The 19,174-nt window shown below is 57.7% G+C and carries 18 protein-coding genes; 6 read left to right on the top strand and 12 right to left on the bottom strand.

What is annotated here, in order from left to right:
- Window position 1: 1 nt before the first annotated feature.
- Window positions 2-1,255, top strand: coding sequence for a D-amino acid dehydrogenase (locus tag FO268_RS01830; protein WP_150988766.1), 1,254 nt, complete (start codon window positions 2-4; stop codon window positions 1,253-1,255).
- Window positions 1,256-1,321: 66 nt separating this feature from the next.
- On the opposite strand, the gene FO268_RS01825 is transcribed toward FO268_RS01830, so the two are convergent.
- From FO268_RS01825 to FO268_RS01780, 10 genes are all read right to left on the bottom strand, one after another.
- Window positions 1,322-2,965: a fatty acid--CoA ligase gene (locus FO268_RS01825; protein ID WP_150988763.1), complete on the bottom strand. Its 1,644-nt coding sequence runs from the start codon at window positions 2,963-2,965 to the stop codon at window positions 1,322-1,324.
- A gap of 185 nt (window positions 2,966-3,150) precedes the next feature.
- Window positions 3,151-3,432: a pyrimidine/purine nucleoside phosphorylase gene (gene ppnP / locus FO268_RS01820; RefSeq protein ID WP_150988760.1), complete on the bottom strand. Its 282-nt coding sequence runs from the start codon at window positions 3,430-3,432 to the stop codon at window positions 3,151-3,153.
- Window positions 3,433-3,526: 94 nt separating this feature from the next.
- Window positions 3,527-3,940: a monovalent cation/H(+) antiporter subunit G gene (gene mnhG, locus FO268_RS01815; RefSeq protein ID WP_150988757.1), complete on the bottom strand. Its 414-nt coding sequence runs from the start codon at window positions 3,938-3,940 to the stop codon at window positions 3,527-3,529.
- The gene (locus tag FO268_RS01810) at window positions 3,933-4,205 is read right to left on the bottom strand and encodes a monovalent cation/H+ antiporter complex subunit F (RefSeq protein ID WP_137435241.1); all 273 of its coding nucleotides are present in this window, start codon (window positions 4,203-4,205) and stop codon (window positions 3,933-3,935) included. The genes mnhG and FO268_RS01810 overlap by 8 nt, the downstream gene beginning before the upstream one ends.
- 11 nt (window positions 4,206-4,216) lie before the next feature.
- Window positions 4,217-4,690 (bottom strand): Na+/H+ antiporter subunit E, encoded by a 474-nt coding sequence (locus FO268_RS01805; RefSeq protein WP_150988754.1) that lies wholly within the window; start codon window positions 4,688-4,690, stop codon window positions 4,217-4,219.
- The gene (locus FO268_RS01800; protein ID WP_150988751.1) at window positions 4,687-6,201 is read right to left on the bottom strand and encodes a Na+/H+ antiporter subunit D; all 1,515 of its coding nucleotides are present in this window, start codon (window positions 6,199-6,201) and stop codon (window positions 4,687-4,689) included. Before FO268_RS01800 ends, FO268_RS01805 begins: the two co-directional genes overlap by 4 nt.
- Window positions 6,198-6,545, bottom strand: coding sequence for a Na+/H+ antiporter subunit C (locus FO268_RS01795; protein ID WP_150988748.1), 348 nt, complete (start codon window positions 6,543-6,545; stop codon window positions 6,198-6,200). The genes FO268_RS01800 and FO268_RS01795 overlap by 4 nt, the downstream gene beginning before the upstream one ends.
- A gap of 46 nt (window positions 6,546-6,591) precedes the next feature.
- Entirely contained in the window at window positions 6,592-7,017 is a 426-nt protein-coding gene (locus FO268_RS01790) for a Na+/H+ antiporter subunit B (RefSeq protein WP_150988745.1), read from the bottom strand.
- A complete protein-coding gene (locus tag FO268_RS01785) occupies window positions 7,014-9,320 on the bottom strand; it encodes a putative monovalent cation/H+ antiporter subunit A (RefSeq protein ID WP_150988742.1) in 2,307 nt (768 codons plus the stop codon). Before FO268_RS01785 ends, FO268_RS01790 begins: the two co-directional genes overlap by 4 nt.
- Window positions 9,321-9,552: 232 nt before the next feature.
- Window positions 9,553-10,365, bottom strand: a complete 813-nt coding sequence (locus tag FO268_RS01780; RefSeq protein ID WP_150988739.1) for a crotonase/enoyl-CoA hydratase family protein — start codon at window positions 10,363-10,365, stop codon at window positions 9,553-9,555.
- A gap of 72 nt (window positions 10,366-10,437) precedes the next feature.
- Here FO268_RS01780 and FO268_RS01775 point away from each other — a divergent pair, with 72 nt between their 5' ends.
- Window positions 10,438-12,498 (top strand): NADPH-dependent 2,4-dienoyl-CoA reductase, encoded by a 2,061-nt coding sequence (locus FO268_RS01775; RefSeq protein WP_150988735.1) that lies wholly within the window; start codon window positions 10,438-10,440, stop codon window positions 12,496-12,498.
- Window positions 12,499-12,586: 88 nt separating this feature from the next.
- On the opposite strand, the gene FO268_RS22780 is transcribed toward FO268_RS01775, so the two are convergent.
- A complete protein-coding gene (locus tag FO268_RS22780) occupies window positions 12,587-12,751 on the bottom strand; it encodes a hypothetical protein (protein WP_191966794.1) in 165 nt (54 codons plus the stop codon).
- Between the two features lie 114 nt (window positions 12,752-12,865).
- Window positions 12,866-13,861, bottom strand: a complete 996-nt coding sequence (locus FO268_RS01770; RefSeq protein ID WP_150988732.1) for a GlxA family transcriptional regulator — start codon at window positions 13,859-13,861, stop codon at window positions 12,866-12,868.
- A 258-nt stretch (window positions 13,862-14,119) separates the two neighbouring features.
- Between FO268_RS01770 and FO268_RS01765 the strand changes: the two genes are divergently transcribed.
- The 4 genes from FO268_RS01765 (at window position 14,120) to FO268_RS01750 (ending at window position 19,008) form a co-directional block, all read left to right on the top strand.
- Window positions 14,120-15,922, top strand: a complete 1,803-nt coding sequence (locus FO268_RS01765; RefSeq protein WP_150988729.1) for an acyl-CoA dehydrogenase — start codon at window positions 14,120-14,122, stop codon at window positions 15,920-15,922.
- Between the two features lie 115 nt (window positions 15,923-16,037).
- Window positions 16,038-16,298, top strand: coding sequence for a hypothetical protein (locus FO268_RS01760; protein ID WP_150988726.1), 261 nt, complete (start codon window positions 16,038-16,040; stop codon window positions 16,296-16,298).
- Between the two features lie 138 nt (window positions 16,299-16,436).
- Window positions 16,437-16,736 carry a hypothetical protein gene (locus tag FO268_RS01755; protein WP_150988724.1) on the top strand — a complete coding sequence of 100 codons (300 nt, stop codon included), beginning with the start codon at window positions 16,437-16,439 and terminating at the stop codon, window positions 16,734-16,736.
- Between the two features lie 220 nt (window positions 16,737-16,956).
- The gene (locus tag FO268_RS01750) at window positions 16,957-19,008 is read left to right on the top strand and encodes a PhoX family protein (protein ID WP_150988721.1); all 2,052 of its coding nucleotides are present in this window, start codon (window positions 16,957-16,959) and stop codon (window positions 19,006-19,008) included.
- Window positions 19,009-19,174: the final 166 nt, after the last annotated feature.

Genomic DNA, 19,174 nt, shown 5'->3' with positions numbered 1-19,174 from the left:
AATGCACATGCTGGTGCTGGGTGCGGGTGTTGTGGGTGTTACTACCGCGTGGTTCTTGAGGCAGCAGGGCTATGACGTTACTGTTGTAGACCGCCAGAGCATCGCAGGTACCGAAACCAGTTATGCCAACGGCGGACAGATCTCGGTCTCCCATGCCGAACCCTGGGCTAACCCTTCCGCGCCGTTTAAAATACTGAAATGGCTGGCCCGTTCCGATGCCCCCCTTTTGTTCCGCCCTCGCATGGACCCCGCCCAGTGGCGCTGGGCCGTCGCTTTTCTGCGGGAATGCACGTCCGCCAGAGCGGCTCATAATATCCGGCAGATGGTGCGACTGGGCACCTACAGCCGCGAGTGTTTGCAGGGGCTGCGTAAAGATACCGGAATTGAATACGATCACCTTGAGAGAGGTATCCTGCACTTTTATACCAACCCAGGAGAGTTCGAGTCCGCCCTGAAGCCGGCACGCACCATGCGGGAACTGGGTTGCGATCGACAGGTAATTGATGCCGCCCGGGCCGTTGAACTGGAGCCTGCGCTTGCACCGGCCAGGCACCGGATTGTCGGCGCCACCTACACCTCGGAAGACGAGTCTGGTGATGCCAGGCAGTTCACCCGGGCGCTTGCGATAAAAGCCCAGGAAGCCGGTGTTCAATTCCTCTATGACACGGAAATCGTCGGATTTGAGAACACGCGGGACCGGGTACTTGGCGTCAACGTTATCCGCGAAGGCAGATACCACACCCTTCGAGCGGACCGTTACGTACTCAGCCTGGGAAGTTTCAGTGCTGTCCTGGCACGAAAACTGGGCCTGTTCCTGAATATCTACCCGGCCAAGGGATACTCCATAACCGTGCCGGTAAAGAATGAGGACGCCGCCTTCAGAGTCAGCCTGACCGATGATGAGTACAAGCTGGTGTTTTCGCGCCTGGGAAATCGGATTCGCGTTGCCGGCACGGCCGAACTCAGCGGCTATAGCCGGGAGCTGAACCTTACCCGTTGCCGAATGATTGTTCGGCGAACCGCCGAACTGATGCCAGAGGCCGGCCACTGGGAGCAGGCCGAGTTCTGGGCCGGGCTACGGCCGGCGACACCTTCCAATGTGCCGTATATCGGGAAAAGTCACTTCGGCAACCTCTACCTGAACACTGGCCATGGTACTCTGGGCTGGACCCACTCGTGCGGCTCTGCCGCAGCGCTGGCGGACATCGTTGCAGGACGTAAACCGGATGTGGATTTCGCGTTTACCGGGTTGTAGGGAGAGCCGGTGGGAGTACGGCCCCACACCCCAGAAAGGGAATGCGGGGCGTCGTTATCGCGGAGTCTACTTCAGCTGATCCCGGATCAGCTTCTTGTTGATCTTTCCAACACTGGTTTTCGGGATATCCTCAACGAAATCAATCTGGCTGGGGATCGCCCACTTGTTGATTTCGCCAGAGTCCACGAATTGCTTCAGGTGGCTCTGGATATCTTCCAGACTGGCTTCCTCGCCTGGTTTCAGGGTGACCAGGGCGTGCGGGCGCTCGCCCCATTTCTCGTCAGGCACACCCACCACAGCTGCTCCGGCCACGGAAGGATGCTGGCTGATCAGGTTTTCCAGATCCAGGGATGACAGCCATTCACCGCCGGTCTTGATCACGTCCTTGATGCGATCCTTGATCACCAGGGTGTTGTCGGGCTCCATGCTGGCCACGTCACCGGTATGCAGCCAGCCACCCTGCCAGAGTTCCTCACCTTTTTCCGGCTCCTTGAAGTAGCTCTGGGTAAGCCAGGGCGCGCGTGCGACCACTTCGCCCTTGGCTTCCCCGTCATGGGGCACTGGCTTCCCTTCGGGATCAACGACTTCCAGCTCCACCATGGGCACTGCGATACCCGTTTTGATGCGTTTGGACGTCTGCTGCTCCAGTGGTAGTTCCAGGTCTTGCTGCTTGAGATGGGTTGCGCTCAACAGGGGGCAGGTTTCCGACATGCCATAACCGGTGTACATGCGAATGCCCAGTCTGGCGCCGGCATCGCACAGGCCCCGGGTGAGGGCGCTGCCACCGATGAGCACATGCCAGTTGCTCAGATCAGCCGTCTTGATGGATTCGGTGGCCATCATCATCTGCATCACCGTGGGCACGCAGTGGGAGAAGGTCACCTTGTGTTCCTTGAGCAGGTCCACCAGCAGCTCCGGTTCATAACGGCCCGGATAAACCTGCTTGATGCCCATCATGGTGGCTGCGTAGGGCACGCCCCAGGCATGTACGTGGAACATGGGTGTTACCGGCATGTACACCGATGACGAACGTAGCAACGGCATTTCGTCATAGGCAGACAGGGAGCCGGTCATGGCCAGTGTGTGGAGAACCAGCTGCCGGTGGCTGAAGAAAACACCCTTGGGATTACCGGTGGTGCCGGTGGTGTAGAAGGTGGTGGCAATGCTGTTCTCGTCAAAGTCAGGGAAATCGAACTCCTTGCCTGCCTTGCCCAACAATTCTTCGTACTCACCAACGGTGTTCAGCGAGGTGGATTTCGCGGCTTTTTCGTCACTGAGCTGTATGTAGTGTTTGACCGTTTTGATCTCATCCTTCACGCCTTCCAGGATCGGCAGGAAGTCATCGTGGACCATGACCACATCATCTTCAGCGTGGTTCATGGTGTAAACGATCTGTTCCGGAGACAGGCGAACGTTCACCGTGTGCAGTACCGCACCAATCATCGGAATAGCGAAAAAGCATTCGAGGTAGCGGGGGGTGTCCCAGTCCATAACGGCGATGGTGTCGCCGGGTTTGACGCCGGCATCGGTCAATGCGTTCGCCAGGCGATGGATTCGCTCCACCAAGTCAGTGTAGGTGTACTTTGAGCGGTTGGCGTAAACAATTTCCTGGTCAGGAGAGTACCTGGGGCCAGACATGAGCAGTTGCTTGATCAGCAGTGGATACTGATGCGCGTTGTCTGCAGGTGGCAGGATACGGGTCTGTGCCATAACTCGGTACCTCATTCTCAATTGTTTAATTTATAACGAGAAGAGCCCTAAATCTGACACAGTTTTACATCAACGGAAACCTTTAACCGTTAAAAAAACGCGGAACCGGAACAGCAGGTATTTATTGGCCCGCCTGTTCCGGTTCCGCGTCCTTAAGGAACGAGGTGTGGGTGTTATTCGCTAGTTTATTCGTAAGTACAGAGGTAAGCGGTGTCGATGTCCGTCTTTGCCTTGAAGCTGGCCTGCCCGGCTACTTCAAAAAACTCGCCGGAACCATAGGTCATCCATTCGTCCATGCCTGGCAGCAGTACGGTGAGCGCACCACTGATGACGGTCATGGTTTCCTTCTTGCTGGTGCCGAATTCATATTCACCCGGACTGATCACGCCCACGGTGGCGGGCAGGGTGGAAGTCTGAAAGGCGATGGATTTGGCCTTTCCATCAAAGTATTCGTTCACTTTCAACATGAAAGCATCTCCTCATAATCGGTGGGCGCACTATACGCGAAATCAGTTTGCCGCGTTGTGAAAAAAAACGCGGCAAAGGCGAAAAAGGCGAAGCCTAGCGGTCCTCGGGTGACTCGGATTCAGGCGGGGGGGTTACGCTCTCCGGGCTGCCTTCGTAGCCACTGCTGAGCTTGTGTGTCTCGGCATCGTAGTTTTCCCGGAGCTCATCCTTGACGGTGCCATCCCAGAGCGTGGTACCGGTAAAGTAACCGGCACGCCCGATAACGTGGGCCGCTATCGGGGAGGTGATCAGGATAAATACCACAATCGCAAAAGCCCTGGCAAACACGATACTGTCGAGGAAAAAGAATGCGACACCGCCCATGATGAACATGGCGCCCATGGCGCCGGCCTTGGTCGATGCATGCATGCGGGTGGGAAGGTCCGGAAGCCGAAGGATGCCAATGGCTGCGAGCAGCATGAAGGCAGCGCCGGCGATCAGCAGTATCGATACGATGATGTCAGTCATTTCTGCGTCCCCCTCGCTCCAGGAAGCGGGCAAAACCGATGGCCGCCAGGAACGCCGTGAGGGCGATAACAATGGCGACATCCAGCAGGCTGGACACCCCGGTGTCGATAGCATGAACGCCCACGTAGCCCACCACGATGGACGCCACCAGCTCAAGGGCAACAACCCTGTCAGGCAGCGACGGCCCCCTGGTCAGGCGAATGAACGCAAACAGCAGCGCCAACGAAAGCATGAAATAGACAATGTTGATAACAAACGGAATCACGTGTTGGCTCCTCAGCGCAAGATCTTCAGGATTCGGCGCTCAAGTTCCCTGAGGTCCTGTCGCAACTGTTCTTCATCCTGAAGAAACATTGCGTGTATGAAAAGCACCTGGCGGTCGTCGGACACGTCCAGGCTCAATGTGCCCGGCGTCAGCGAGATCACGCTGCTCAGGAACATGATCTCCACGTCTGTGTGTGCTTCAAGGCGAAAGGCGATTACCCCCGGTTTCATATACCAGACCGGGGTGGCAACGTCATAGGCTACGCGGAAATTGGCTTTCACCAGTTCTTTCACGAAGAACACCAGAAACGCCACCACACGGGGGATACGTCTTGAATACCCCTTGAGCACCGGTACCTGCCTTTGCAGGACCATCAGCGCCAGATACGCAAAGAAGAAACCGGCCAGGAAATTCATTGCCGAGAAGTTGCCGCTGAGTGCCACCCAGGCAAGCGCCAGCATGATGTTCCAGAAGAAACCGATCATTGTTGCGCACCTCCCAGAACGGCTTCTATGTACAGTTCAGGGGTCATTAACTGGTCGGCCGCCATCTCTGCCAGTTCATAAATGGGCTGGCCATTAAGACCAATATACAGTGTGCAGGCCGCAAGGCCGACCACCGGAACGTAATAGGCCCACTTGTGACCGCGCTTCACCTCGCTCCTCAGTGCGCCCAGTGACTCGACATGTTCCGGTGCTTTTTTCCAGAACACCTCGGCCCAGATCTTGATCATTGAATAAAGTGTCAGTAAGCCCACCAGCAGCGCGATGCCGGTTACCACGTAGGCCTCTGCTTCCAGGCCCGCGCGAATGACCACGAACTTGGCGAAGAAACCCGACAGGGGAGGAATGCCTGCCAGTGACAGCGCGGGTATCAGGAATAACAGGGCAAGCATTGGTCGGTCTTTGTAGAGGCCGCCCAGATCTTTTAGCTCGTAGCTCCCCAGCAGCCGGTAGGTGATGCCACTGACCAGGAACAGATTCGTCTTAACAATGATGTGGTGCATGATGTAGAACACGCCGCCGATAATGGCCAGCGGCGTAAACAATGCCAGGCCAAGGATCATGTAGCCAATCTGGCTGACAATGTGAAACGACAGAATCCTGCGGAATTCGAATTGGGCGGCGGCTCCCAGAACGCCGGTCAGCATCGTCAACGCCGCGGCCCACAGCAGAATTGTGTGGGTGTATTCCACATCCTGGGTAAAGATCAGGGTGAATACCCGGTACAGAGCGTAGACTCCCACTTTCGTCAGCAGCCCGGCAAACAGCGCGGAGACGGCTACCTGAGGGGTATGGTATGAGGCCGGCAGCCAGAAAAACAGCGGAAACGCCGCCGCCTTGATGCCGAACGACACCATGAACATCATCGAGATTACCGTGACCATCCCCGGGTCTTCCAGGGTCGCTACTTTCTGGGCAATATCCGCCATGTTCAGCGTGCCGACGGTTCCGTAGAGCAAGCCCACCGCCGACAGGAAGATGGCAGAGGAGAACAGGTTCAGGGTGACATACTTGATGGCCCCTTCCATCTGCGCCCGCTCGCCGCCCAGGGTCAGCAGGGCAAACGAGGCGAGCAGCATGACCTCAAACCAGACGAAGAGGTTGAATATGTCGCCGGTCAGAAAGGAACCGGCTACCCCGGCCAGCAGCAGGTGCATCAGCGGGTAATATCCGAACTTTTCATGGCCACTTGGGGTGGACGCCAGGGAATAGACGGCGATCGCCAGCCCGATAATGCCCGTCAGCACGATCATGATGGCACTGAGTATGTCTGAGACAAACACGATGCTGAACGGCGCTGGCCAGCTGCCCATTTCCATCACCAGGAAGCCTTCTTCCATGGTTGAGCGCACCAGCCACACGCTGGCCGCCAGCAGCAGGGCTGTGGCCAGAACCGCGAGGATGCGTTGATAGCGGACTGACCGCCACAACGCCAGGGACAGGGCGCCGGAAAGCAGCGGGATCAGAATGGGTAGGGCGAGCTCCAGGTTCAAGTGTCCGTATCCTTCATCTGGTCGAGGTCATCGGTTCCCACCACTTCATACGCGCGGCGTATGAGAACCACAGCGAAGGCCAGAACGCCGAAGGCGATAACAATGGCAGTGAGTATCAGGGCCTGGGGCAACGGATCGGCAATTGCGCTCGCTGGCGCCTCGGCGCCTGCAGGGAGCAGAGGTGGTGCGCCCCGGGTCATGCCCGATACCACGAAAATAAGCAGGTTGGCGGCGTTGCTCAGGATCATCAGGCCAATAACCAGTTTGACGATAGAGCGACGCAGCATCATGTAAATCGCTGCCGCGAACAGGATGCCGACGACATAAGCCATCAGGCTTTCCATAACGGCCCTCCTTCCGGGTGGCTATAGTAAGTTTCGAAACGCCGCGTCATTCATCCGCCTCCATCAGATTGATCACAAATGTCATGATGGTTCCCAGAACTGCGGCGTATACGCCGATATCAAAGATCAGCGGCGTTGACAGTTTGAGGTAGCTGTTGCCGGGCAACGGCAGTTCCCACCAATGGGCAGTCAACATGGGCTGCCCAGCCAGGAATGCCGGAATGGTTGAAGCAATGGCAAACAGCAGCCCGGCAGCCAGAAGGTCCCGTGGTGCTACACGGAGTATCCGGCGCGTCGCTTCCGACCCGAAGGCAAAGGCGTAGAGGACAAAAGCCCCGGACGCCACCAGTCCTCCAATGAAGCCGCCGCCGGGTTCATCATGGCCCCGGAACAGCAGGAACACTGAGAACATCAGCTGCAGCGGCATGATGAAAAGAGCAGCGGTGTGCAGGATCAGGGTATTGGATTTCATGGCTTGTGCTGATCCTCCGCCTTGAGTTTGATCATCGACAGGACGCCCAGTGCAGCCAGGGACAGAACGAAGATTTCGCCCAGGGTATCCAGTGCCCGGAAATCCACCAGAATCACGTTGACTATATTACGGCCATAGGCCAGCGGCGCGCTGTTCTCGATGTAGTAGCTTGAGATGCTTTCGAAGTACTGCACATCCAGAGCGGCCAGGATCAGAAGCGTCATGACTATTCCGGCAAAGGCGGCTACGGCCAGGTCACGGTAACGTTCAAACGGCGACGACAGATTGACGAATTCCGGCAGCTTGAACAGCACCAGGACCAGCAGAATTACCGTCAGCGTTTCCACCAGTAACTGGGTAATACCCAGGTCAGGCGCACTGAACAGAATAAAGGTCAGGGCGACACCGAAGCCGAGTACACCCATGGAAGCCACCGAACCCAGGCGCGAGTGAGTGGCACTGGCAAAAACCGCGGCAACGACCAGTAACAGGGCAATACCCCATTCATAGAAGTGGCTGTAGCTCAGATCCAGGGTCAGGTTGATGCCATGATGGGTCAGCAGGGTGTACCCGGTGAGGCCAAAGGTCACTGCCACGAGCAGCAGCAGGTAGAGGCCGAGCACGCCATTTTGCAGCACTCTTGTTTGCCAGGCGGCGACAATGGTGATGCCTTCCATAAAGCGGAAGTAACCCGCCTCCGGGCCAAACCGCGCGGCGGAGGTATTGATGGCGTAGATAGAGGGCTGCAGCCGCTTCCACCCCGCCAACAGGCTCAGGCCAAGCACCAGGCTGCCAATAGACAGTATCAGTGGCACATTGACGCCATGCCAGAGTGCCAGATAAGTCTCCACCGGTGCGCCATAGACGCTGCCCACCGCCGACCTGAGCAGAGCTCCCTCGGGCAGGAAAGGGGCCAGGCCGAATACCAGGGCGGTCAGCGACAGCACTGCGGGCCCCACCAGCATGCCGAAGGGGGCCTCATGGGGCGTTTTCGGCGTGTTTCCGACCTGGCCAAAGAAAGGCTTTATGGCGACCAGGCCGGCGACGCCCACGATCAGCACGGACGCGGCAACGGCTGCGGTGGTCAGCCCGGCAGACCAGAGTGGGGAGTCGAGCAACGACTCGAACATCAGTTCCTTGGCAACGAAACCGAAAAGAGGCGGGAGGCCGGCCAGTGACAACGCCGCCAGACACGCGATTGTCGCGGTCACCGGCATGGCCTTTCTGAGGCCGCCCATGCGGGTGATGTCCTTGGTTCCGGTTTCATGATCCAGGGCGCCGGCGAGCATGAACAGGGCACCCTTGTAGAGGGAGTGGGCCACAAGGAAGCAGATGAAGGCGGTCAGGGCCAGTTCGGTACCCACGCCAATCAGCATGGTCAGCGTGCCAAGGGCCATGATGGTGGAATAGGCCAGTACCTTCTTGATTCCGGTACTGCTGAAGGCCAGATAGGCGCCAGTGAACATGGTGGCGGCCCCAAACAGCATCAGTGTCTGGCTCCAGAGGTCGCCCTCGCCCAGAGCCGGGTTCAGGCGGGCCATGAGGTAAACGCCGGCTTTCACCATGGTAGCGGAGTGCAGGAACGCGGAGACCGGTGTGGGCGCAGCCATGGCGTTGGGCAGCCAGAAGTGGAAAGGCACCTGGGCAGACTTGGTAAATGTCCCGGCCAGAATGCACAGAACAGCGGCGGTATAGAATGCGTGCTCATGGAGTGCCGAATCCGACGCCAGTATTTCAGCCAACGAGTAACTGCCAGTCATGATCGACAGAAGAATCAGCCCTGCCATCAGTACGAGGCCGCCGCCGGCGGTGACAAACAGGCCCTGAAGCGCACATTTGCGGGCCTCCATGTCTTCATGGTTGAAGCCGATCAGCATGTAGGAGGTGATACTGGTGAGTTCCCAGAACACGAATATCGAAATCAGGTTGTCAGAAAGCACCAGTCCCAACATGGAGGCCATGAAGGACAACATGATCACGAAGAAACGTGCCAGGTATTTATGACCAGCCAGGTAGGCGCCGGCATAAATCAGGATAAACGTGCCGATGCCGCTGATCATCAGGGCAAATACCAGTGAAAGGCCGTCAACCAGAAAGTTCAGGTTGATGCCCAGACCCGGTATCCAGGCATATTCCAGAACCAGCGAACCATTGGTCTGGACTTCCGGAATAAGGCTGGCGAAGTAGGCCGTCAGGCTGGCGGGGAGTATTGCGAGTGTCCAGCCGATGTATCTGCCCGTTACCCGGTGCAGCGCTGGTGCCACGATCGCCAGCAAAAATCCTGATAACACAGCCAGTAGCATATTCAGATTGCGCTCCAGTCAGGCCCGTGAAAGTCGGCTGGATCGCTCCGGGGCTGGAACGGATCCACATGGAGTGTTGATTATTACCCCGTATTCAGACGCCTGAGAGCCTATCCGACACCTTGATTAAAGGCAAGACAGGTTGCACTCCATCTGATTGCAAGCATAGACGCCTGAATACGGTTTTGCAGCGTAGTTGGACCACACCCCTGCGCTGGTATCGATGCCGTTTTCAGAAATCCCGGCGGTCCAGGTAGGGTTTGTCCGGAGAGCCGGAGTTCCTTGCGACCGCCACGCGTTGGTTGGCCCGGCCCAGCACTTTTTTCTGCAGTCTGGTTTCCCAGTCCAGTGCTACCTTGTCGGGGGCGTTCCAGGCACGGTTGAACAGCAGTTTGCTGGCAGCTACCGCATCGGGCGAACGTGAGGCCAGCTCCCGGGCAAAGGCCAGGGCTTCGCTCATCGGATCATCGCTGACCCGGCTGACCAGGCCCATGGCTTTGGCCTCTGTTCCATTGAAGCGCCGGGCCGTCATGGTCAGTTCCTTTGCCAGGTCAATGGGGATGAGTTCTCGCAGGGTTACGGTCAGACTCATGTCCGGGATAAGGCCCCACTTGCTTTCCATAATGGAGAATTCACAGTCGGTGGTGGAAAACCGGAAATCAGCACCGAGCGCTACCTGGAAGCCGCCGCCAAAACAGTAGCCATGGGTAACGGCAATAACTGGCGCCGGCACGTCCCGCCAGAGATAACCCACGTCCTGGGCCAGGTTGCTGATTTTGCGGCCTGGCTTGATCAGCAGCTTGAGAAAGTTCACCGGGTTCTTCGACACGGTTTTCACATCCAGCCCTGAACAGAAGGCCTCTCCTGCGCCCCGCAGGATAATCGCGCGCACACTGCGATCTTTCTTCAGGGTTCTGGCGGCGCGGGTGATGGCCTCGAACATCGGCATGTCCAGGCCGTTGTATTTCTCCGGGCGGTTCAGGGTAACGATAGCAATGCCGTCCTCAATATCGATCAGCACCCGTTCAGAATCGCTTGCGCTCATATTGTCGGTTCCGTGTCATACATTAGTCGTAGGGCGCTATGCTAACATGTTGCCTCCTGAAGGAGAGACTACATGACCAAGACTGCAGCCTACCCGAACCTGCTCAAGCCCCTGGACCTGGGCTTCACCGAGCTGAAAAACCGTGTGCTTATGGGGTCCATGCACACCGGCCTGGAAGACCGCTTCTGGAATATCCACAAACTCGCCCGTTACTTTGCCGAACGCGCAGAGGGTGGGGTGGGGCTTATGGTGACGGGGGGCTTTTCGCCCAACTTCGTTGGTCAGCTCTCGCCCCTGGCGTCCACGATGAACCATCGCGGTACTGCCCTTCTTCATCGTCATGTCACCAGCGAAGTTCATGATGCTGGGGGCAAGATTTGTCTGCAGTTGCTTCACGCCGGCCGTTACGGTTACCAGCCCTTCAGTGTCTCCGCTTCTGCCACCAAGGCGCCAATCACTCCCTTCAAGGCGCGCGCCCTGTCCACCAAAGGCGTGGACAAACAGATCAATGATTTCGTCGACGCCGCAAAACTGGCCAGGCTGGCCCGTTACGACGGTGTTGAGGTTATGGGCTCGGAAGGTTATTTCATCAATCAGTTTCTGTGCGAGCGAACCAATAAACGTACCGACAAATGGGGAGGCCCCTTCGAGAACCGTATGCAGTTGCCGGTGGAGATCGTTCGCCGGATGCGGGAAGCCGTTGGCCCCGACTTCATCATTATTTACCGCCTCTCGATGCTGGACCTGGTGGAAGGTGGGCAGACCTGGGATCAGGTGGTTCAACTGGGCAAGGCGATTGAAAAGGCCGGCGCAACTATTATCAATACCGGCATTGGCTGGCACGAAGCGCGGGTGCCTACGATTGTAACCTCGGTGCCCCGCGGCGGCTTCGCCGACGTCACCGCCAAGTTCTACGGTGAAGTGGACATCCCGGTGTGCACCACCAACCGCATCAACACCCCGGAGAAAGGCGAGGAAATTCTCGCAGCCGGCAAGGCGGATATGGTGTCCATGGCGCGGCCGCTGCTGGCGGATTCCGAGTTTGTCCGCAAGGCGGAGCAGAACCGCAGCGACGAAATCAATACCTGTATCGCCTGCAACCAGGCCTGCCTGGATCACGTGTTCCAGCTCAAGCGCGCCTCGTGCCTGGTCAACCCGCGTGCCTGCCATGAGACCGAGCTGGTGCTGACCGTTGCACCCGTCAGCCGCCGCATTGCCGTGGTTGGGGCCGGGCCTGCCGGGCTGGCTGCAGCCACCACCGCCGCCAAACGAGGGCACAAAGTGACCTTGTTTGAAGCCGACGACAAGATTGGCGGCCAGTTCAACTATGCCAAGCGTATCCCCGGTAAGGAAGAATTCTACGAAACGCTACGGTACTACCAGCGCCAGATCGAAATCCTGGGCATCGAGCTCAGGCTCAATACCCGCGTTGATTCGGATTCGCTCAGCGAAGCGGGTTTTGATGACGTCATCATTGCAACCGGAGTCAAACCAAGAACCCCGCAGATTGAGGGTATCGACCACCCGAAAGTTCTGGGCTACCTCGACGTGCTGCGCCACAACAAGCCTGTGGGCAAGTCAGTGGCTGTGATCGGTGCCGGAGGGATCGGCTTCGATGTCAGCGAGTTCCTGACCCACGAAGCTGGCCGCCACCCGGAGGGCGAGCAGGTCAGTGTTGCCGACTGGCAGGCGGAATGGGGTGTGGACCCGCAATTCGAGGGGCCGGGCGGCCTGGCTGAACGCAAACCGGCGTCGTCCCCCCGCAAGATCTACCTGATGCAACGCAAAAGCAGCAAGGTGGGCGGTGGCCTGGGCAAAACCTCCGGCTGGGTCCACCGTAACAGCCTTAAACACCGGGATGTGGAAATGGTCCGTGGCTGCAGTTACCAGAAGATTGATGACGACGGCCTGCATATCACGTTATCTGACAAGGAGGGCAAGGTCACCGAAAGCAAGGTGCTGGCGGTGGATAATGTCGTCATTTGCGCAGGTCAGGAGCCTTTCCGTGCCCTGTTTGATGATTTGGTAAACCGGGGAATTCAGACGCATCTGATTGGTGGTGCCGATGTGGCTGAAGAGCTGGATGCGAAGCGGGCTATTCGCCAGGGGACTGAAGTAGCTGCCCGGATCTGACCGGGTGGACAATTTTGGTCACAAAGTGAGCGCCTTTTACACTCGGGCGCCGGTAGCAGTCAGGTACCGTTACAGTCCTGGCTGCCCGTTATCGAATGGCTTTCAGAGCTGCGCTGATGGCGTCAGCTTCGGCAGACAGTACTCTGTAACGGAGGCTGTCGGCCTGTTGGCTGGCCTTAAGCAGTTGTTTCTGCTTCATGTCGTAGAGGCGGCTCAGCAGATCTGATTGCTGGTCTTTTTGCAGTGCTGTCATGGCATTACCCTCCGCGGGAAATAACCTGTGTCGATAATTTTTACGTTCGGTGCCGGCTTTCGGTCTTGTACTTAATATCTAGCATAACCCGGGCCAAACTTTTGTGTCGGTGCGCTACCGACCAAAGCGAGCCCTGTAGACACCGGGGGCCAGGCCGGTGTGTTTTCGAAACAGACGGCTGAACGAGCTGACATCTTCGTAGCCCACCAATCGCGTTATTTCCTCAACCGCTGCCCGCGAATTCTCGAGATGCTGACGCGCCGCCTCGATTCTCAGAATCTGCAGATAACCGGTAGGGGTATCTCCGGTGGCAGCCTTGAACCGACGAATCAAAGACCGCTCCGTCAATCCCGCCAGCCTGCCCAGCGATTGCAGGGTGACAGGCCTGGTGTAATTCGCATCCAGCCAGTCCTGTAGCCGGAGAATCGCCACATCGGAATGATACCGCCTGGCCTGCAGGGCCCCGTAGGGCGCCTGACTGGTCCGCCCCGCATCAATCACAAACGCCTTGGCCAGCTCCCGTGCCACCTTTGGCCCGGCAAAACGCTCCACCAGGTACACCCCCAGGTCCCACCAGGCCATACCACCCCCGGCACAGGCAATGTGCCCGTCTACCGTAATCAACTTGTCCGGCTGCAAATCCACCGCCGGAAAACGCTGCCGGAACTGGTTACTGAACCCCCAATGCGTCGTCGCCTGCCGCCCGTCCAGTAACCCGGCCTCGGCCAACAGAAACGCTCCGGTGCAGTTGCTGGCCACCCGCACCTGCCCGGAAGTGGCGTCCCGAAAATCCCCGAGCCACTGAACCAGGTCGGGATTGGCGGCCAACACCTGTGAAATCGGCGCGCCAATAGTCGGCACAATGACCAGATCCGCCTTCAAGTCGCCGGCAGCGTACTCCCGCCAGTCCCCGTCCGCAAGCAGTGTTATTCCGTTGATGCACCGGCAGGGCTTGCCGCCGTTGGTTAAAAGCCGCGTCGTAAACTCCCGCTCCGGCGGCGTGTCATTGATCCGCGCCCAGGTCACACCTGCCAGACGGAACAGATCAATAATGCCGGTAATCGCACTGGCAAGCGCCCCATCAAACCCGATAACAGAAACCGTTCGCATACTAACTCCAGAGCAGGGCGCCAGCCGGGAAGACCCTCCCGGGACTGTCGGCAGCATGGATGCTGCCGTCAAGCGTACATGGACGTATTAACAGCGTTTCCCGGGAGGGTCTTCCCGGTTGGCGGCCGTCTGACAGGCACAATGAAACGAGCCCGGGAGTAGAAAGTGGCGGATTCAACCAAGATTATGTCATTAACGCCGGTTTCAACAAAAACGACCGTATGAGAGGCTATACGCCATAAACAGGAGACTACCCCAATGACAGACACCCTGATTGATCGCCGCGACCTGGCGTTCCAGCTCTACGAAGTACTTGATACCGAAAGCCTCAGCGAACGCGAACGCTTCAGCGAACACAGCCGCGACACTTTCGACGCCGTCATCGAAACCGCTGATAAAATGGCCCGGGAAAAGTTCGCCACCCACAACAGCGCTGCCGACAAAGACGAGCCGAAGTTTGTGGATGGCCAGATTGAAATGCTTCCCCAGGTAAAAGAAGCCTTCGACGCATACGCTGGCGCAGGCTTCATTGCCGGCCGCTACGATTACGAACTTGGCGGTATGCAACTGCCCGAATCCGTTATGGCGGCCTGTAACGGCTTCTTCACCGCCGCCAACCCGGGCACGGCCGGCTACCCGTTCCTGACCACCGCCGCAGCGAACCTGATCCGCGTATTTGGCAACGACCGGCAGAAAAACACCTTCCTGCCCCATATGCTTAGCGGTCGTTTCAGCGGCACCATGGCCCTGACCGAACCCCATGCCGGCTCCTCATTGTCCGATATCCGCACCTCCGCCTCGCCCACCGATGAAGGTCATTACCTGATCAAGGGTGCCAAGATCTATATTTCCGGCGGCGAGCAGTCCATCACCGAAAATATCGTTCACATGGTGCTGGCCAAGATCAAAGGTGCACCGGCGGGGGTGAAGGGCATCTCCCTGTTTATCGTGCCGAAATTCCTCGTCGATGAAGAAGGCAACCCGAAAGAGCGCAATGGCGTGAACCTGGCCGGCCTGATTCACAAACTTGGCTACCGTGGAACCACCTCCACCGCTCTAAGCTTCGGTGACGACGCCCCCTGCCATGGCTACCTGGTTGGCGAACCCCACCAGGGCCTGAAGTACATGTTCCAGATGATGAACGAGGCCCGTGTGGGCGTGGGCTTTGGCGCTGCGGTGATTGGCTATCGTAGCTATATGCACAGTCTGGAATACGCCAGGGACCGCCTGCAGGGCCGCAAGCCGTCAGAGAAGAACCCGGAATCGCCCCAGGTTCCGATCATCGAACATGCCGATGTGCGTCGCATGCTGCTGGCCCAGAAGGCTTACAGCGAGGGTGGTCTGGCCCTTTGCCTGTATGGCGCACGCCTGATGGACGATCAGCACACCCATCCGGACGAACAAAAGCGGATGGAGGCCGGCAAGTTGCTGGACCTGCTGACACCGGTTATCAAGGCCTGGCCGTCTGAATTCGGCCCCAGGGCCAACGACCTGGCTATCCAGGTTTATGGCGGTGCCGGGTACACCCGTGAATATCCGGTGGAACAGTGTTGGCGCGACAATCGCCTTAACCCGATCCACGAAGGCACCAACGGCATCCAGGCCCTCGATCTGCTGGGCCGCAAGATCTGGCAGGACCAGAGCCACGGCCTGCAGCTGCTGATGCAGGAAATGCAGGTGGACCTGGAAGCAGCGACCACCGATCGTTGCCAGCAGTGGGCCCTGTCCCTGAGCGAAACCCTGCAACAGGCCGTCAAGGTTACACAGAGCCTGGGTAAATCACTGATGTCGGAAGACCCGGACCGGGTGCTGGCCAACGCCTCCTGCTATCTGCACCTGTTTGGCCACATTATTGTCTCCTGGATGTGGCTGCGCCAGGCGAACGCCGCCGCCAAGGCGCTGGGATCAGCCAACAGCGACGATGAACGCAGTTTCTACCAGGGTAAGCTCCAGGCGGCCCAGTATTTCTTCCATTGGGAGCTGCCGACTGTCGCGCAGGATCTTGTGCTGTTGAGAAATCAGGACGACACCTGCATGAACATGAAGCCGGAATGGTTCTGAAACTGGCAGACTGACGTAATCTGAACCAGACTGTAGGCATGCCCCGGGTTGGCCCTGGATCCGCCGCCTCGGGGCATTTTTCTGTCTTGTCGGTTTCCACAGGGAAGAGCGTGCCATGACGTCGGAAAATGCCTCTAACGCCTATCATCCGGTACGCTGTGAAATACAAAGCCTGCTCAGGGAATACCTGACATCCTCAAGGCTGGCGGAAATCGTCTATCGCGACGATGCCGGCCAGATTCAGACCACCCACGATGTCATCCGTGACCTGTTCATCAGGGCAGGCCAGGAGTTTATTTTCCTGGGGCGCGGGCATATGGTCAGGCTGGATCATGTGCTCACGCTTGACGGCAGGACAATGGCTTATATGAATTGAAATCAGCAGGTTATTGCTTTTCCTAACTTATTGTCGCTATTAACAAAAACGTAATCAGCAGGTAATTGTACCGGCTCTGCCACAGCCGTAGACTTGTCGCTGTTGTTTTCACACGCCAAACCAAAAAGGGACATGGTTATGAACAAGCTGACACTGAGCGCGCTGGCACTACTGATGACACTGGGCCTTGCGGCCTGCAGCGATGATGACGAAGGCGCAGACTTCGAGGAAGCCGGTGACAACGTTGAAGAAATGGCGGATGATGCCGGCGATTCCATGGAAGAAACCTACGAAGACGCTACCGGCCAGAATGACAGCGCCTGGGATGAAACCAAGGATGCTGCTGATGACGCCGCTGAAGAAACCGGCGAAGCTATGGACGAAGCTGGCGAGGAAATGGGAGAAGCCACAGAGGAAGCTGGCGATTCCATGCAATAAGATTACCGGGTCTCTTATAAGGAGATCTGGCTGAGGACATCGGATGGCCTCGTAGACGCGCATAGTCGCCTGAAGAGCCTGCCCCCCGGGGCAGGCTCTTTTTTTCGGGTTGTCAAAAAACGTTAAAGAAACTGACTTCTGAGTGTCTGCAATCTGTCACGTTTGCCAACGACACTGGGCCTCGGGAAAAACCTATAAACCACCCGAGAGAGACAGGACCATGGCAAAGCATGATCTGGATCCCAATTACCTGGATCCCAATTACGAGCCCGTTGTTAACCATTCCGGCAATACTTCCTTCAAATCCGTGCTGAGCGCACGAATGCAGAGGCGAACTGTGATGAAGGGCGGTGTCGGCGCTGCTCTTGCAAGTGTTATGGGGATGGGCCTGGTCGGTTGTTCGGACAGTGACAGCGACAGCGACAACGACAACGACAACGACAACGGTAGCTCCGGTGGTGACGCCCAGTCCGGTAAAGAGCTTGGATTCAAACCGGTAGCAGTTTCAACCGACAATCGCGTTGTCGTTCCGGAAGGCTACTCTACGGAAATCTTTGTGCCCTGGGGAACACCCATTACCGGCAGCTATCCGGAATACCGTGCTGACGGCACCAATACCGGTGAAGACCAGGAGCAGCAGGTAGGCATGCATCACGATGGTGTGCACTTTTTCCCGATCGACCAGAAGTCCGGGGGCAACAGTTCTACCGAAGGTCTGTTGGTGATGAACCACGAGTACATCAACCAGGGCGCGCTGCATGCCGACGGCCCGACCAGAGCTGCTGATAACGGCGGCGTTCGCCCGGCGGATGAAGTTCGCAAGGAAATTGCAGCGCACGGCGTTTCCGTCATTCACATCAAGCGCGACAGTGAGGGGACATGGGATGTCGTTTTCGGCAGTCCGTTCAATCGTCGCATCACGGGCAACACCGCCATGGATATACGTGGCCCGGTTCGTGGTTTCAACAAGCTGATCACCAGGTACAGCCCGAGTGCCACCGAAACCCGGGGCACCCTCAACAACTGCGCGATGGGCCCCACGCCATGGGGAACCTACCTGGCCGCGGAGGAGAACTGGCACGGCTACTTTGCCACCGCCGACGCCCAGCGCCCGCGTGAATATCTGCGTCATGGTGTTAACGACAGCTCTCGCTACGATTGGGAGTTGGCTGATACCAGTGCCGATGAATACAGGCGCTTCAACGTATCAACCACTGGCGGTTCAGCAGCCGAGGACTACCGTAACGAGGCGAATACCTACGGCTACATGGTCGAGATTGATCCGTTTACCCCCGAGAGCAAACCCCAGAAACGGACAGCTCTGGGCCGCTTTGGCCACGAGGGCGTTATTTTTGCGCCGGCCAAAGAAGGGGAACCGGTGGTTTGTTACTCCGGTGATGACTCCCGCTTCGAATACATCTACAAGTTTGTCTCTTCCAAGCCCTATCACGCGGCAACCGCAGGCGGCTACCTGCTGGACGAAGGTACGCTGTACGTTGCCCGCTTCAATGAGGACGGCACCGGAAACTGGCTGGCGCTGGATCTGGATGATGCGGACTTTGCCGGTAAGGTTGCTGCCGCTGAGGGAACCGTGGTGGGCGATATCCAGTTTGATGGATTCGAGAACCAGGCCGACGTTCTGGTCAACACCCGTCTGGCCGCCGATATTGCAGGCGCCACGACGATGGACCGGCCGGAGTGGGGTGCTGTTGATCCGAACACCGGCGAGGTCTACTTCACGCTGACCAACAACAGCAACCGGGGCAAAGACGGGTTTGACGACGTTAATGCTGCGAACCCCATTGTTGAGAACGCCACGGGCCACATTATCCGCTGGACGGAAGCGGGCGACGATCATACGGCGACCGGTTTCGACTGGGACATTTTCGTGTTTGCCGGGGAGCAGGGAACCGAGACGGTTGTTGACGGGGAAGCTGTCGTGACGCTGGACGATACCAATATCTTCAACAGCCCCGATGGTCTCTGGTTTGATTACAACGGCCGCCTGTGGATCCAGACCGATGGCAGCGACGCCGCACCGTACCAGAATAATATGATGCTGGCCGCCAATCCGGTTACCCGTGAAATCAAGCGGTTCTTTGTGGGGCCCCAGGGGTGCGAGGTGACCGGTGTGGTGTCGACACCGGATGTGAAAACCATGTTCGTCAACATCCAGCATCCGGCCGGAAACTGGCCGAACGCAGCAGAGGATCGTCCGCGAGATGCAACAGTGATCGTAACGAGGGACGACGGAGGGGTGATCGGCGCCTGATACAGGCGGCCAATCTTTCGCCTTAACCCGAGCGCAACCCGGATTCTTCTGCCTGGAAGTTTCCGGGTTGCGTTTTTTTGTTTCAGATTTGTAGCAACCTGCCGAAAAACAATTACTGCTGAACTAAAGTAGCAGTTATTAACACGGATCAATTCATTACTCTCTT

This window comes from Marinobacter denitrificans (genome assembly GCF_008795955.1).
In the GTDB taxonomy this organism is placed as follows: Bacteria; Pseudomonadota; Gammaproteobacteria; order Pseudomonadales; family Oleiphilaceae; genus Marinobacter; species Marinobacter denitrificans.
The sequence above is the reverse complement of the archived record's forward strand: the minus strand, read 5'-3'. Positions and strand labels throughout refer to the sequence as shown.

What these genes read in the sequence shown, in the direction of transcription:
- FO268_RS01830 (WP_150988766.1), top strand. Translation starts at nt 2, where the DNA reads ATGCACATGCTGGTGCTGGGTGCGGGTGTTGTGGGTGTTACTACCGCG.
- FO268_RS01825 (WP_150988763.1), bottom strand. Translation starts at nt 2,965, where the DNA reads ATGGCACAGACCCGTATCCTGCCACCTGCAGACAACGCGCATCAGTAT.
- ppnP (WP_150988760.1), bottom strand. Translation starts at nt 3,432, where the DNA reads ATGTTGAAAGTGAACGAATACTTTGATGGAAAGGCCAAATCCATCGCC.
- mnhG (WP_150988757.1), bottom strand. Translation starts at nt 3,940, where the DNA reads ATGACTGACATCATCGTATCGATACTGCTGATCGCCGGCGCTGCCTTC.
- FO268_RS01805 (WP_150988754.1), bottom strand. Translation starts at nt 4,690, where the DNA reads ATGATCGGTTTCTTCTGGAACATCATGCTGGCGCTTGCCTGGGTGGCA.
- FO268_RS01795 (WP_150988748.1), bottom strand. Translation starts at nt 6,545, where the DNA reads ATGGAAAGCCTGATGGCTTATGTCGTCGGCATCCTGTTCGCGGCAGCG.
- FO268_RS01790 (WP_150988745.1), bottom strand. Translation starts at nt 7,017, where the DNA reads ATGAAATCCAATACCCTGATCCTGCACACCGCTGCTCTTTTCATCATG.
- FO268_RS01785 (WP_150988742.1), bottom strand. Translation starts at nt 9,320, where the DNA reads ATGCTACTGGCTGTGTTATCAGGATTTTTGCTGGCGATCGTGGCACCA.
- FO268_RS01780 (WP_150988739.1), bottom strand. Translation starts at nt 10,365, where the DNA reads ATGAGCGCAAGCGATTCTGAACGGGTGCTGATCGATATTGAGGACGGC.
- FO268_RS01775 (WP_150988735.1), top strand. Translation starts at nt 10,438, where the DNA reads ATGACCAAGACTGCAGCCTACCCGAACCTGCTCAAGCCCCTGGACCTG.
- FO268_RS22780 (WP_191966794.1), bottom strand. Translation starts at nt 12,751, where the DNA reads ATGACAGCACTGCAAAAAGACCAGCAATCAGATCTGCTGAGCCGCCTC.
- FO268_RS01770 (WP_150988732.1), bottom strand. Translation starts at nt 13,861, where the DNA reads ATGCGAACGGTTTCTGTTATCGGGTTTGATGGGGCGCTTGCCAGTGCG.
- FO268_RS01765 (WP_150988729.1), top strand. Translation starts at nt 14,120, where the DNA reads ATGACAGACACCCTGATTGATCGCCGCGACCTGGCGTTCCAGCTCTAC.
- FO268_RS01760 (WP_150988726.1), top strand. Translation starts at nt 16,038, where the DNA reads ATGACGTCGGAAAATGCCTCTAACGCCTATCATCCGGTACGCTGTGAA.
- FO268_RS01755 (WP_150988724.1), top strand. Translation starts at nt 16,437, where the DNA reads ATGAACAAGCTGACACTGAGCGCGCTGGCACTACTGATGACACTGGGC.
- FO268_RS01750 (WP_150988721.1), top strand. Translation starts at nt 16,957, where the DNA reads ATGGCAAAGCATGATCTGGATCCCAATTACCTGGATCCCAATTACGAG.